This window comes from Paraburkholderia sp. BR14312 (genome assembly GCF_040948675.1).
In the GTDB taxonomy this organism is placed as follows: Bacteria; Pseudomonadota; Gammaproteobacteria; order Burkholderiales; family Burkholderiaceae; genus Paraburkholderia; species Paraburkholderia nodosa_A.
This window is the reverse complement of the sequence record NZ_JBFPKI010000003.1, coordinates 311,486-324,696: the sequence shown is the minus strand read 5'-3', so window position 1 is coordinate 324,696 and position 13,211 is coordinate 311,486. Positions and strand designations below refer to the sequence as shown.

General features: G+C 59.6%; 11 protein-coding genes. 5 read left to right on the top strand and 6 right to left on the bottom strand.

The window, feature by feature from the left end:
* The first annotated feature begins 245 nt into the window (after positions 1-245).
* From AB3X98_RS10795 to AB3X98_RS10780, 4 genes are read left to right on the top strand one after another with little or no spacing between them, the layout of a single operon-like run.
* Positions 246-1,094, top strand: coding sequence for a glycosyltransferase (locus AB3X98_RS10795; protein ID WP_368603873.1), 849 nt, complete (start codon positions 246-248; stop codon positions 1,092-1,094).
* Positions 1,091-2,047 (top strand): UDP-glucose 4-epimerase family protein, encoded by a 957-nt coding sequence (locus AB3X98_RS10790; RefSeq protein ID WP_368603972.1) that lies wholly within the window; start codon positions 1,091-1,093, stop codon positions 2,045-2,047. The genes AB3X98_RS10795 and AB3X98_RS10790 overlap by 4 nt, the downstream gene beginning before the upstream one ends.
* A 26-nt stretch (positions 2,048-2,073) precedes the next feature.
* Positions 2,074-3,105, top strand: a complete 1,032-nt coding sequence (locus AB3X98_RS10785; RefSeq protein ID WP_368603971.1) for a glycosyltransferase family 4 protein — start codon at positions 2,074-2,076, stop codon at positions 3,103-3,105.
* Complete coding sequence (locus AB3X98_RS10780) at positions 3,092-4,975, top strand: polysaccharide biosynthesis protein (RefSeq protein WP_368603970.1); 1,884 nt, start codon at positions 3,092-3,094, stop codon at positions 4,973-4,975. Before AB3X98_RS10785 ends, AB3X98_RS10780 begins: the two co-directional genes overlap by 14 nt.
* Positions 4,976-5,033: 58 nt before the next feature.
* Here AB3X98_RS10780 and cysC read toward each other — a convergent pair whose 3' ends face one another.
* From cysC to AB3X98_RS10760, 4 genes are all read right to left on the bottom strand, one after another.
* The gene (cysC, locus tag AB3X98_RS10775; protein WP_368603872.1) at positions 5,034-5,636 is read right to left on the bottom strand and encodes an adenylyl-sulfate kinase; all 603 of its coding nucleotides are present in this window, start codon (positions 5,634-5,636) and stop codon (positions 5,034-5,036) included.
* A gap of 125 nt (positions 5,637-5,761) precedes the next feature.
* On the bottom strand, positions 5,762-6,784 hold the full coding sequence (gene galE, locus AB3X98_RS10770; protein ID WP_368603969.1) for a UDP-glucose 4-epimerase GalE: 1,023 nt from the start codon (positions 6,782-6,784) through the stop codon (positions 5,762-5,764).
* Positions 6,785-6,825: 41 nt separating this feature from the next.
* Positions 6,826-7,986, bottom strand: a complete 1,161-nt coding sequence (locus AB3X98_RS10765; RefSeq protein WP_368603871.1) for a glycosyltransferase family 4 protein — start codon at positions 7,984-7,986, stop codon at positions 6,826-6,828.
* Between the two features lie 79 nt (positions 7,987-8,065).
* Positions 8,066-9,493, bottom strand: coding sequence for a mannose-1-phosphate guanylyltransferase/mannose-6-phosphate isomerase (locus AB3X98_RS10760; RefSeq protein ID WP_368603870.1), 1,428 nt, complete (start codon positions 9,491-9,493; stop codon positions 8,066-8,068).
* A 297-nt stretch (positions 9,494-9,790) separates the two neighbouring features.
* Between AB3X98_RS10760 and AB3X98_RS10755 the strand changes: the two genes are divergently transcribed.
* Positions 9,791-10,105, top strand: coding sequence for a hypothetical protein (locus tag AB3X98_RS10755; protein ID WP_368603869.1), 315 nt, complete (start codon positions 9,791-9,793; stop codon positions 10,103-10,105).
* 99 nt (positions 10,106-10,204) lie between these two features.
* Here the strand turns inward: AB3X98_RS10755 and AB3X98_RS10750 are convergent, their stop codons facing one another.
* Both AB3X98_RS10750 and AB3X98_RS10745 read right to left on the bottom strand, forming a co-directional pair.
* On the bottom strand, positions 10,205-11,272 hold the full coding sequence (locus AB3X98_RS10750) for an FkbM family methyltransferase (RefSeq protein ID WP_368603868.1): 1,068 nt from the start codon (positions 11,270-11,272) through the stop codon (positions 10,205-10,207).
* 553 nt (positions 11,273-11,825) lie between these two features.
* Entirely contained in the window at positions 11,826-12,860 is a 1,035-nt protein-coding gene (locus tag AB3X98_RS10745; protein WP_368603867.1) for an IS110 family transposase, read from the bottom strand.
* Positions 12,861-13,211: the final 351 nt, after the last annotated feature.

Genomic DNA, 13,211 nt, shown 5'->3' with positions numbered 1-13,211 from the left:
CGCCGGTCGAGCTCGACTAATCTTATTGACACGTGGCCGGGCGGCATACGGGCGCTACTGTGCTATTCGTATCCGCAATGCGACAACAGTTGGGTTCATCCGCGATCGCGCCCTGTATTATCTTATACTGCGTAACAATTGGAAAAGTCAGTTGCCTGAAACGGGTATTTTCAGCACACTAGACGGTTTCAATCGACCCCGTTTATACGAATGGCGCATACGGTGCCGAATCGTCGCATATCCAGATGACAGTGAGTTCGGTAACTAGTGTGGATCATGCCGTGGTGGTGTCCGTATCGGTGGTTGTCTTTCATCCAGACCGGGATCTCCTCGCGCGAACCTTTGGCAGTCTTGCGCGCGCCGGCGCCGCGCTGACTCGCGCAAAGCCGGGGACGTCGATCCACATGTATCTGGTCGATAACGGCGGCATGCCTGAGATGCGCAGCAGCCTCGCACCATTGTCGCAAGCGGGCATTTCCTGTACGGAAATCGCCGGGCAAGGTAACGTCGGCTACGGGCGCGGTCACAATCTGGCGATTGAGCGGGCATCGAGCCGTTATCACCTCGTACTCAATCCCGACGTGGACATCGACTCCAGCGCGTTAGTCGAGGCGGTGACTTTTCTGGAGGCACATCCCGAAGCAGGCCTGCTTACGCCGGCTATCGTCGACGATGCCGGCCAGCTTCAATATCTTTGCCGGCAATACCCGACCCTCGTCGATTTGTTCGTGCGCGGCTTCCTTCCACGCGCCGCTCGACGGCCATTCGAAGCCCGCCTCGCCCGCTACGAGATGCGCGCGCAGATCAACGCGCGTGACACGATCTGGGATCCGCCGATCGTGAGCGGTTGTTTCATGCTGTTTCGCACGAGCGTGCTCAAAAAGCTTGCGGGCTTCGATGCGCGCTATTTCCTCTACTTCGAGGACTACGATCTCAGCCTGCGTGCGCATGATGTGGCGCGTGTCGTCTATGCGCCGTCGGTGCGGGTGCTGCACCACGGCGGCGGTGCATCGCGCAAGGGGCTGGCGCACATACGGATGTTCCTCACGTCGGCGTTCAAGTTCTATAACCGGTTTGGGTGGAAATGGCTTTGAGCCACGTATTGGTTACCGGTGCGAATGGTCTCGTAGGGAGAGCGCTGTGCGCGGCGCTCTCACGGCATGGCCACGACGTGACTGCGCTGCTGCGAAGCGGCAGCGTCGGCACGGATGCTGTGCGCGAATGGCGTCACGAGACGGCGGATTTCGTCGGGCTTCAAGAGGCGTGGCCGAGCGGCTTGTCCCCGGATTGCGTTGTGCATCTGGCTGCGCGCGTTCACGTGATGCGTGATGACGCACCCGATCCATTGGCGGCATTCCATGCGACGAACGTCGAGGGCACCCTGCGCGTTGCCCGTGCGGCACAGGCCTCCGGAGCCCGCCGCATGGTCTTCGTGAGCAGCATCAAGGCTGTGGCAGAGGTGGATGGCGGCGTTCCGCTGGCCGAATCCGTGCCGCCCATGCCGCTCGACCCGTACGGACTTTCGAAGCGGGCGGCGGAGGAGGCGCTCTGGCGTCTGAGTGTAGAAACGGGGTTGGAAGTCGTGGTCGTTCGGCCGCCGCTCGTCTATGGTCCGGGAGTTGGAGCCAATTTTTTGCAGATGATGGACGCGCTTTGGCGTGGCGTGCCACTGCCGCTCGGTTCGGTGAGTGCGCGACGCAGTCTCGTGTACACCGAAAATCTGGCCGATGCGCTCGTGCATTGCATCACGGACCCGCGAGCCGCCAACGCCTGCTTTCATGTGGCCGATGCCGACGACCTGTCTGTTGCTCAGTTGCTGCGCGGCCTTGGCCGCTACCTCTCGAAGCCCGCACGCCTGATTCCCGTTCCGACGGGGCTGTTACGTGCCGCCGGCGCACTGACCGGCCGCGCGGCCCAACTGGAGCGCCTGACGTCCAGCTTGCAAGTCGACACGTCGCTGATTCGTGAGCGACTCGGCTGGCAGCCGCCCTTTGCGGTGGAGGAGGGGTTGGAAGCGACTGCTCGTTGGTATCGTGCGACGCACTGAATTTGCGGAGACCGTACACGTTGATCATTCATTTACCGATTTCGTCACCGTTGAGCGCCGTGTGGATCGCCTTGGCTAGCGGTGTGCTGTGCGCGGCCATACTCGCGTTTCTGCTGAAGAGCGGGCTCGCGTGGCGCCTTGCCACGGATATCCCAAACGAGCGCTCACTGCATGTGCGGCCGACGCCGCGCGTCGGAGGCTGGGGCCTAGTGCCGGTCGCAGTATTGGCTATTCTTCTTCTGGCGCCCTCGTTGTGGCTGACCGCGCTTGGCACGGCATTTCTCGCTGCCGTTTCCCAGATTGACGACCGCCGCGGACTTCCGGCGCGCGTGCGCTTTGCTGCGCATTTCCTTGCGGTGCTGACGCTCATCGTTGTTTATCCGGCTCCTGTTGCGTGGTGGTGCCTCGGAGGACTGGCGTTTTTGATGCTGTGGCTGGTCAACTTATACAATTTCATGGACGGGGCAGACGGTCTTGCCGGCGGCATGGCGCTGTTCGGTTTCGGCGCCTATGCGGTCGCGGCGCTCCCCGGGCGGATGCCGGAACTCGGCTGGGTATCCGCGGCGATTGCTGGCGCAGCGGCCGGGTTTCTGCTCTTCAATTTCCATCCGGCAAAGCTATTTTTGGGCGATGCTGGTTCGATTCCGATCGGCTTTCTCGCCGGCGCGCTAGGCTATTGGGGCTGGCGTAGTGGTGGCTGGCCAGTCTGGTTTCCGGTGTTGGTGTTTTCGCCGTTCATCGGCGATGCCTCTGTCACGCTGATCCGTCGGCTTTTGCGTGGCGAAAAATTCTGGCAGGCTCATCGCGAGCATTATTATCAGCGCATGGTGCGTGTCGGGACGGGGCACGCGGTTACGGCTTTGGCATGGTATCTGGTAATGTTAGCCGGCACGGTACTTGCTGTCTGGGCCCTTGATCGTTCCACGCCGCTCCAGTGGGGGCTCGTTGCTGGTTGGACTGTTGTGCTTGCTTTGATGGGTGCGGCGATTGACGCTCGCTGGCGTGCTTTCCAGTCCCTTGACAGAAAAACAGAGGTTGACGCTGATGCTCCGCAATAAAGCCACTTGGCTCTCTTTCAGCGCCTTTCTCTTTGATATTGGCGCCGTGGCTGCCGCTTGGCTGACTGCCTATTTTCTGCGCTTTAACGCGTCAGTTCCGCCCGAGTTCTGGCGCGGCGCAATGAACACGCTAATCTGGGTGTTGCCTGTCTATGCGGTGATGTTCCGCATCTTTGGCTTGTATCGCGGTATGTGGGTCTTCGCGAGCCTGCCGGACCTTATGCGGATCTCGAAGGCGATCGTAGCGGCTGCGCTGGTTGTCATGATCGGGTCGGTCATGCTACAGCCCGTGCCGATCATCCCTCGTTCGGTACTGATCGTTTCACCGCTCGTCGTGTTCTTCGTCATGGGCGGTACCCGGGCGCTCTATCGCGCGAGCAAGGAGTTCTACCTTTACGGCGGTCTCGTCGCGCAAGGCAAACCGGTGATCGTGATTGGCGCAGGAGGTGCTGGCGCAAGTCTCGCGCGCGAGCTCTCGCGATCCGCCGAATGGCGCCTCGTCGGCTTGCTCGACGACGATCCCGCGAAACAACGGCGCGAGATTTACGGCTACAAGGTGCTGGGTCCGATTGATGACATCGCAAAATGGGCGCAAGCGCTGCGCTGCGAATTTGCCATCATCGCCATACCGTCGGCGTCAGCCGATGTGCAACGACGGGTCGCCACACAATGTGTTCGAGCGGGCGTGAAGGCGCTTATGCTGCCTTCATTGAACGATTTGCTGCCTGGCCAGGGCTTCCTTTCTCAGGTGCGCAACATCGACCTCGAGGATCTGCTGGGACGCGATCCGGTCAACATTGATACGCCGCACGTCGAGGCGCTGCTGAGTGGCAGGGTCGTCATGGTCACGGGTGCGGGTGGTTCGATCGGCTCCGAACTATGCCGTCAGATTCTGCGTTTCGCGCCCGCGCAACTAGTTGCGCTCGATGTATCTGAATACGCGATGTATCGACTCACAGAGGAAATCCGGGAGCGGTTCCCCGAGCTTTCCGTGATGCCGATCGTCGGCGACGCGAAAGATGCCCTGCTGCTCGACCAGGTTATGGCGCGCTACACGCCTCACATCGTTTTCCATGCCGCTGCATACAAACACGTCCCGTTGATGGAGGAGCTCAACGCTTGGCAGGCGATTCGTAACAACGTGCTTGGCACTTATCGCGTGGCGCGCGCAGCGATCAAGCATCAGGTAAGGCACTTCGTGCTGATCTCGACCGACAAGGCGGTCAATCCCACCAACGTGATGGGTGCGAGCAAGCGCCTTGCGGAGATGGCGTGCCAGGCGCTGCAGCAGACCAGTGAACGCACGCAGTTCGAGACCGTGCGGTTCGGTAACGTGCTGGGTAGTGCAGGCAGTGTAATTCCGAAATTCCAGCAGCAGATTGCGAAGGGTGGGCCGGTGACGGTGACGCACCCGGAAGTAACGCGATTCTTCATGACGATTCCAGAGGCATCGCAGCTCGTGCTTCAAGCCTCGAGCATGGGGCGCGGTGGCGAAATTTTCATTCTCGACATGGGCGAGCCGGTCAAGATCGTCAATCTCGCGAGGGACTTGATTCGCCTCTACGGGTACTCGGAAGAACAGATTCGCGTGGTCTTCACGGGTCTGCGGCCCGGTGAGAAGCTCTACGAAGAACTGCTCGCCGACGACGAAACCACCACGCGCACACCACACGCGAAGCTGCGCACTGCTAAGGCGCGCGAAGTGCCGGACAATCTGTTGGACGAATTGCTGCCGTGGCTCATGCAGCACCGGGTGCCTGGCGACGACGAGGTGCGTCGCGACCTGCGCCGCTGGGTGCCCGAATATCAGCCATCGACCTCACCCAAGCTGCAGAGCGTAGGGGGGACTTCGGTGCGTGCCGCTGGCTAGGGCTAGCGCAACGGGCCGAAGCTCTTCACGCGAGCCGCGAGCCGCATGTCGCTGACGCTCAACGTTGTGTCGCGTGTTGGAGTACTCCTGAGAGATGTCGCTTGCGCGTGCCCCCCAGATCAAGGCGGTGCTGTTCCACGAGATGGTCAATGATCAGGTCGACGCAATGTTCGACGCTGTCGCCGTGCGTGCGTAAGCAGAGATCAGGGTGAAGCGGCGGATGATACGGCGAGCCGATGCCGGTGAACTGCGGGATTTCTCCGCGCCGAGCACGACGGTATAGCCCTTTGGGATCACGCTGCTCACAGATGATGAGTGGAGTGTCGACAAAAATCTCGACAAAATTATCGTTGCCCACGATGCGCCGTGCATTATCCCGATGCACCGGCTCGGGGGAAATCGTTGCCGTGACGGTAACAAATCCCTCTTCACAAAAAAGCGCTGCAACGTGAGCGACGCGTCGAAGGTTTTCCGTACGCTCAGCGTCGCTGAAACCAAGGTCCGCATTGAGACCTGTGCGCAGCACGTCACCATCGAGCATGGTCGCTCGATGGTTAAACGTTTGCAGTCGATTGACCAAAGCGCGTGCAATCGTTGATTTGCCAGCTCCCGACATGCCGGTCAGCCAGACGACGACTCCCGCGGAAGTTGTTGTTTCCACTTCGCGTTACTCCAGGCTCAATGCGAATCACGAGTAATTGTAACGTCGGAGCGGCTGTTGTAACGTCTACGTAATAAAACGCAACAAATTTGCAGGGAAGTAATTTATTGTGATATAGCCGTCAGTTACTCAAAACCCCGCGGATTCTTCTCCTGCCAACGCCAGTGGTCCACGCACATGCGTTCGATACCGAACTCGGCTCTCCACCCGATGAGCTTTTGCGCCACGACCGGATTCGCATAGCACTCCGCGATGTCGCCGGGCCGGCGCGCCACAATCTCATAGGGCACGGGGCGACCGGATGCCTGTTCGAACGCCTTCACGACTTCGAGCACGCTATAGCCTGTGCCTGTGCCGAGGTTCACAACAAAGCCTTCGCCACGCGTAGCAAGCGCATCGAGCGCCTTGAGGTGGCCCTTCGCAAGATCGACAACGTGAATATAGTCGCGCACGCCCGTGCCATCCGGCGTCGCGTAATCTCCTCCGAAGACGCGCAGCTTCTCGAGTTTGCCCACCGCCACTTGCGCGACGTAGGGCATCAGATTGTTCGGGATGCCGGCAGGATCTTCGCCGATCAGCCCGCTTTCATGCGCACCCACGGGGTTGAAGTAGCGCAGGACGGCAATGCGCCACGTAGGGTCCGAGATCTCGACATCGCGCAGCATCTGTTCCGCGATGAGCTTTGACTGACCGTAGGGGTTGGTCGCAGAAAGCGGAAACGATTCGTCGATGGGCGAGCGTTCTGGCACGCCATACACCGTTGCCGAAGAGCTGAAGACGAACTGCTTCAAGCCGTGCTGGCGCATGACGTCGAGTACGACCAGCAGGCCGTCGACATTGTTGCGGTAATACTCAATAGGCTTCGCGACCGACTCGCCCACGGCTTTGAGCGCAGCGAAATGGATCACGCCGGAGATGCTGTGCGCTTCGAAGATGCGCGAAAGGGCCGCTGCGTCGCGCACGTCGGCTTCATAGAACGCGACCGGCTTGCCGGCGATCTGCTCGACACGCTTGAGAGACTCGCTGCGGCTGTTCACGAGATTGTCGACGGCGACCACGTCATAGCCGCCATTGAGCAACTCGACGCAGGTGTGCGAGCCGATATAGCCCGCGCCACCGGTGACGAGGATGGTGCCCTTTGAATTCATCGCAGTCATGCCGTGTTCATTCCCGAGAAATCAAGTTTCGATCAAAACGTCGACCCGGTGATTTCCCGGATCAGTTCCCGGTAGCGTTGTACCACAACGCGCTCATCGAATTCTTTCTCGATTTTTTTCCGGCCGCGCTTCGCCATGGCGGAGCGAGCTGCGTCGCCAAGGTCGAGCATGCGTGCGAGCGCCTGCCCGAGCGAGTGCGCGTCGCGCACCGTGCATAGGAGGCCGTTCACGCTGTCGGCGACGACTTCGCGGCAGCCGGGCACGTCGGTGGCCACAATCGGCCGTCCCATTGCGCTCGCTTCCATGAGCGTGCGCGGCACGCCTTCGCGGTACGACGGGAGCACGACGCAATCGGCAGCGGCAATATAGGGGCGTACGTCCGCCGTTTCACCGAGATATTCGATTATCCCTTCCCGCTCCCATTTCGCGACATGTTCACGCGAGATGGCGCTCGGGTTGTCCACGCCGACCGGGCCGAGCAACTGAAAGCGCGCGTGCGGATAGCGCGCGCGCAGTGCGCGGGCGGCTTCGACATATTCGCCTACGCCCTTATCCCAGAGCAGCCGGCCAATCAAAACGAAGGCAAATTCGGCGCGCGCCGGCAGCGGCGTGAAGGGGAAGTCTTCGAGATCGACGCCTTCACCGTGCAGCAGCCTCGCGCGCTCGGGATGCGCGAGGAGATTACCGTCCTTGAAGGCGGCCTCGTCATCGCGATTGAGGAACCAGACTTCGCGGGGGAAGCGAAACGCGAAGCGGTAGAGGCGCTTGGCGACCTCGGCCGCGCGACTCTTCTGGATGAACACGTATCCAAGGCCCGTAGTCACGGCGACGGAAGGCACGCGCGCAAGCCACGCAGCAATCGAGCCATAGATGTTGGGTTTGATCGTGTAGTGGAAGACGACGTCAGGCTTGAGCGCGCGATAGTGGCGATAGAGCGCGAGCATGGTACGCAGGTCGTCGAGCGGGTTGGTGCCTTTCGAGGCAACCGGCAGTTCGACGCAGCGACAGCCCATTTGCTCGAGCGGTTCAAACGTGCGGTCTCGCGGGGCAATGATGGTCACGCACGCGCCGCTTTGTGTCAGCGCACTCAGCAGCCCGCGGCGGTACGTATATATCGCCCAGGCCGTGTTGCAGACGAGGGCGACGTGAAGCGTGCGGGCGCGCGAGGCGCCCTTGGTGTCGTTGAATTTCACGAAAGCTTGCGTGCCGGGTCTGACGAGGCCGGCGGGAGTCCCGGGGAAGGCGGTAGTTTAGCGGGAAAGCTCGCGCGGACTAAGACGACGCCCGTCCATACTTATCCTCGAAACGAACGATATCGTCCTCGCCGAGATAGGAGCCCGACTGGACTTCGATAAGTTCCAACGGAATTTTGCCCGGGTTCTCCAGCCGATGTTTGTTGCCGAGTGGGATGAAGGTCGACTGGTTTTCACAGAGCAGGATGGTCTTCTCGCCGTTCGTCACGCGCGCCGTGCCCTTTACGACAATCCAGTGTTCGGCGCGGTGATGGTGCATTTGCAGACTCAACTGAGCGCCCGGATTCACCACGATGCGTTTGACCTGGAAGCGATCACCCTCGTCGACGCCTTCATACGAGCCCCAGGGCCGAACTACGCGACGCTGCGTGACCGACTCGCGTCGGCCGGAAGTATTCAGACGCTCGACGATTTTTTTTACATCCTGTGCGTTGTCGCGATGCGCGACGAGCACGGCATCGGCCGTTTCGACGACGATCAGATTGTCCACGCCAATGGCGGCCACCATACGATGTTCGGCGCGTATGTATGAGTTCGACACGGACTCGGCGAGCACGTCGCCGAGCAGGGCGTTGCCCAAGTCGTCGAGATCGGTGAGCTCGAAAAGTGCTGTCCAGGAACCGATATCGTTCCAGCCAAGCTCGTGCGTCACGACCACGGCCGCACGCGAAGTCTTCTCCATGACGGCGTAGTCGATGGAGATGTTCGGGCAGGCGGCAAAGGCTTCGGGCTCGAGACGGAGGAAGTCATTGTCCAGTTGGGCTTGCCTGAAAGAGAGTTCTGCGTGCTCGGCGATGTTCGGCTCGTAGTGACGCAGTTCCTCCAAATAAGTCGAGGCCTTCAGCATGAATATGCCGCTGTTCCAGTCGTAGTGTCCGTCGGCGAGAAAACGCGCGGCCGTTTGCGCATCGGGCTTCTCGACGAAAGAACTTACCGTGTACGCGGAGGCGTTGCCGTTCAGTGCGCCCCCACGGCGTATATAGCCGTAGCCGGTATGCGGCGACTCGGGCGCAATGCCGAACGTCACGAGGTACTGGTCTGCGGCGACTTGAGCCGCCGTGCCGATCGCATCCCTAAATGCCTTCTCGTTGCGGATCACGTGATCGGAGGGCAGCACGAGCAGAAGCGCGTCGGCGCTCTGCTGCAGCGCGACGTATGCAGCCGCTGCGATTGCCGGGGCGGTATTGCGGCCAAACGGCTCAAGCACGATCGAGGAGGGGACCACGCCCGCCTGGCGTAGTTGCTCGGCCACGACGAAGCGCTGTTCGTTGTTTGTGATGATGATTGGCGGCGCGACGCCGTCGATGGCGCGCAGGCGCAACGCAGTCTGCTGGACTAGCGATTGCGTGCCGATCAGCTTGAGATATTGCTTGGGGTAGCCGCGCCGGGACATTGGCCAGAGGCGGCTTCCGCTGCCGCCGCAGAGAACGACCGGAAAAATGTTCATCGTGTAACCCTGATCTGATTGAATACTGCCTTATCGGGGTTATCGGCAGTTGGAGCGTGTCCATGAGGCCTTTTTCATTACATTGCAGTTCGTTGGCGCGTGGGGAGCGTCGGGTTCCGGTAGCCTTCCGCCCCAAGGCCCGCACGGTATGTGCGCCGATCTCCGCCTTTCGGCCTCGCGCCAACCTGAGTTGTGCTTCGTTCCCTTGCCGCCATCCTGACCTTCCAGTGTCCCAGCGAAAGCGTATCCTACGTCTTCGCGCTGCTTGTGCTCGGTCCCGTGATTGCAAGCCTTGTCGTGAGCACGAAGCTCGAACATTGCCGTGTCGGCGCTCGTTATGCACGCGTTGTAGAGGCGCCAGCGGCGCAACCCGACAGCTGGCGACGCTGCCTAGTGAATAGCCACCTGCCCATCACGAAGCTCGACGCCATTGGGGGCTTACCTCGCGGCTTGACCGTGACGCTTGTTGCGGATCTTGCTGACATCAATATCTACACTCGCGCAAGTAACAATCCGCGTGCGACCCAAGTGCTGATTGCCGTGGGGCTCGTGGTCGCCGCGCTCAAGATCACCGACACACCGTATCGCACGTATTTCGAAGACGAAATTTGAGTCGGGGTTTTAGTTCCAATTCTTCGCCGTCTACTTATTCTTTCTTACCGCATTTGTATTGCATCCGCCTGAAAGGCCGTCGAAATTAGGCGGGCTAAATCATGATGTGCTCTCTCCGAGATCTACCTCGGGTAGAGCCCCGAGCGGTCCCAAGAAAAAGTCCGGTACGTCTGTCCGGCATCGCATGTCAAATTCACTTGGGAACATGCGGTGGCAGAGCGCGAACTGGTGGTCGGCACGACGAACGTAGGTTAACTCCATTGTGTCGGGCATCATTACGCCGCCCACGATTCCGACGTAGCCGTGGTTATTCGCATGCACGTGCACTGGCTGATGCGATCGGTAAATCTTCTCGAAGACCCGAGCAATTCTTGCCTGCAGTTCGGAGCCACCCAAAACGAGAGTGTGCACCTCAAGCACGATCTGCGAGAACTGTTGCAGAGTCCCTTCGTCCATTGCCTCAAACGTTTCCCACTCGAAGCCCTCAATATCCATCTTCAGGATCAAGTCGTCGCGTTCGGCGTGGCCATTGCGGCGAATCAGATCGTCAAGGCGATCGAGCGTTCCGTCCGCGGTCGGGAGCGCTGCAATTCCCTTCTTGAACCAATGGAAGTTCGGATTCTCAACCGGGAGCGCATCGATCGTATGATCGTACTGATAGATCTGGCAGCCAAGGTTCGCCATGTCGAGGTCCCACGAGACGTCATCGTTGATGCCCAGCGAATAGGCGATGGCACCTTGGAGGCCGCTGTCGACCATGATGTAGCCGCCGTCATGCGGGCGGCCTTTGCGGATCAGCCTCTTCCCAATGACATCCATGGGGCGGATTAGGGACCAGATCCGTTTAGACGTTTCTCCCATCAGGGCGTCCGAGTTCCCGTAGAGAAGTGGATGTTCACCCGCGACGCGTTCCGCCAATGCCCTGTCAAGACGCTCGTTCCGCTGCTGCAACGTGGCAAGCTCTGCGGCCGTTGCTTCGTACCTCTCTTTCAGTTCAGAGCAGCTTTGCTCAAAAGCATCTCGTTCAATTCTCGCACTAACCAACTGCTCACACAGGCGATTCCGTTCTTCGCGGAGGGCGTCACGCTCGACAGTTGTTTGGGCAAGCAGCTCAAGAACACGGCGCACTCTTGGGATGCGCCGGTGAAGGCCGAAGGGGATACGCATACTCGCTGTTTCTCACATTTTCGAGTTACGAATGTCGAGTTACGAATGCATTGATGTTTCTTCCGGATCGAGATCAGTGTAACCGATCTATCTATCGCAGATCCTTACGCTTCGTTGCGTCGGGTAGGATGACGCCTGTCGATCACCATTCCATAACGCTCTCTTCCTTTGTCCGGCGTTTCGGCCTGTCCCCCTCACGCGAGTTCGGGACTCGAATTAGGGCCCCACCCTATTGCCGCCGCCTGCGATGGCGACCTCTCCGCAGAGGACGCTTGATTCATGCATGGACGCCCCCAGTTTGCCAAGCGCTCAGTTCGTGACAGGTTATAGGTCAAGATTGCGGCCATGCATTCGGACTTCGCACGGCACTCGCCGGCGGTCCCTGATGGAATTTGCTGGTCAAGGTCTCATCAGTTTGGCGTGCTCTCGCGCACACTGGATAAATCAGATTTTCCTGACCACGGTCTTACCTATTTCGCCATCACATCTTGATTGCCTGTGCAATCGGCTGAAGTCCCCTGCTGTTCGTTACAATTTATAGGTGCATCGAAGTTTATGCCGCACTCGCGCTCGCCATGTAGTCACTTCGGAACTCGCGTGCATGAGTCAATCGTGCCCACACGACGCGCACGTTCTTGTTTGCGAGTGCTACCGCGGTAACATTCGCGTTGCGCCGCTGCAGCAAGTTATGCAACCAGCTCTCCTTATCTTCTTTCCGATTGGCCGCGTAGATGACTGAACGCGCTCCATGTATCAACAGCGTCCGCAAATAGGTGTCGCCTCGCTTGCTTATGCCCAGCAGCACATTCTTGCCGCCACTGGAGTTCTGTCTGGGCACCAGACCCAGCCATGCAGCAAGCTGGCGCCCCTTTGCGAAGCTCTTGGCATCACCGATAGAGGCCACTAGCGCGCTCGCAGTAATCGGACCAATGCCCGGCACGCGCGCGAGCCTGCAGCTGACTTCGTTTTCGCGGTGCATCACCCGGATTTGCGCTTCCAGCTCACGGACCTGGCGGTCGAGTTCCTTCACGTGTTCCAGGAGACGCTCAATCAGCTGCCGAAAGGATCCTGTCAATTCGTTGGTCGCGTCTTCGAGCAAGCCGGGTACTCGCCCGGCGCGGTGTGTGATTCCTTGTGGGATAACAAGCCCAGACTCACTTAGCAGACCGCGTATCTGGTTAGCTTGTGCGGTGCGCGCCCGAACGAAACCTTGACGGACGCGATGCAGCGACAGCACCGACTGCTGCTCAACGTTCTTGATCGGGACGAAGCGCATGTTCGGCCGCGCGACGGCCTCGCAGATAGCCTCGGCATCCGCGGCATCATTTTTGTTTGCCTTCGCATACGGCTTCACGAACTGCGGCGCCATCAGGCGCACAGTATGTCCCATGCCCTGCAGCTTTCTAGCCCAGTAATGGGCGCTACCACATGCCTCCATTCCTATAAGACACGCCGGCAGGTTGGCAAAGAACGCCGCCATCTGATCACGCTTTAGCACTTTCTTCAGCACGGTTCGACCGTGCTCATTCACGCCATGAATTGCAAAAACGGTTTTTGCCAAATCAATGCCAATCGTCGTAATCTTCATGTTGGGCGCCCTCCTCGATTAAGTGGTAGCTTCGACACTTCCACTTTGGCACACCGATGCCGTTTCGGGTGGGGGCGTCCATTCCATTAGTTTGGGTCGAAAGGGTTGCGTGCGACGTTGAACTGCTGCGATCCGGAAGCGCAAAAAGTTGGACAAAAGGCGGTTCAGGGTTCAGCTGAGAGTCTCCGGTTAGCAGCGGTGGAATAGTCTGCGTGCAAGAAAGTGAGGCGCGAAGCGGAACGCCGTGTCTTGGTGCATTCGACGTTCAACCGCATGCGAGTGCATACAGCACGTGCGCGATGACGGTCACACTGAAATCGCGCTTGCGGGCTGTAAAAGAATTGATGTGAG

What these genes read in the sequence shown, in the direction of transcription:
- AB3X98_RS10780 (WP_368603970.1), top strand. Translation starts at nt 3,092, where the DNA reads ATGCTCCGCAATAAAGCCACTTGGCTCTCTTTCAGCGCCTTTCTCTTT.
- AB3X98_RS10795 (WP_368603873.1), top strand. Translation starts at nt 246, where the DNA reads ATGACAGTGAGTTCGGTAACTAGTGTGGATCATGCCGTGGTGGTGTCC.
- AB3X98_RS10760 (WP_368603870.1), bottom strand. Translation starts at nt 9,493, where the DNA reads ATGAACATTTTTCCGGTCGTTCTCTGCGGCGGCAGCGGAAGCCGCCTC.
- galE (WP_368603969.1), bottom strand. Translation starts at nt 6,784, where the DNA reads ATGAATTCAAAGGGCACCATCCTCGTCACCGGTGGCGCGGGCTATATC.
- AB3X98_RS10745 (WP_368603867.1), bottom strand. Translation starts at nt 12,860, where the DNA reads ATGAAGATTACGACGATTGGCATTGATTTGGCAAAAACCGTTTTTGCA.
- AB3X98_RS10750 (WP_368603868.1), bottom strand. Translation starts at nt 11,272, where the DNA reads ATGCGTATCCCCTTCGGCCTTCACCGGCGCATCCCAAGAGTGCGCCGT.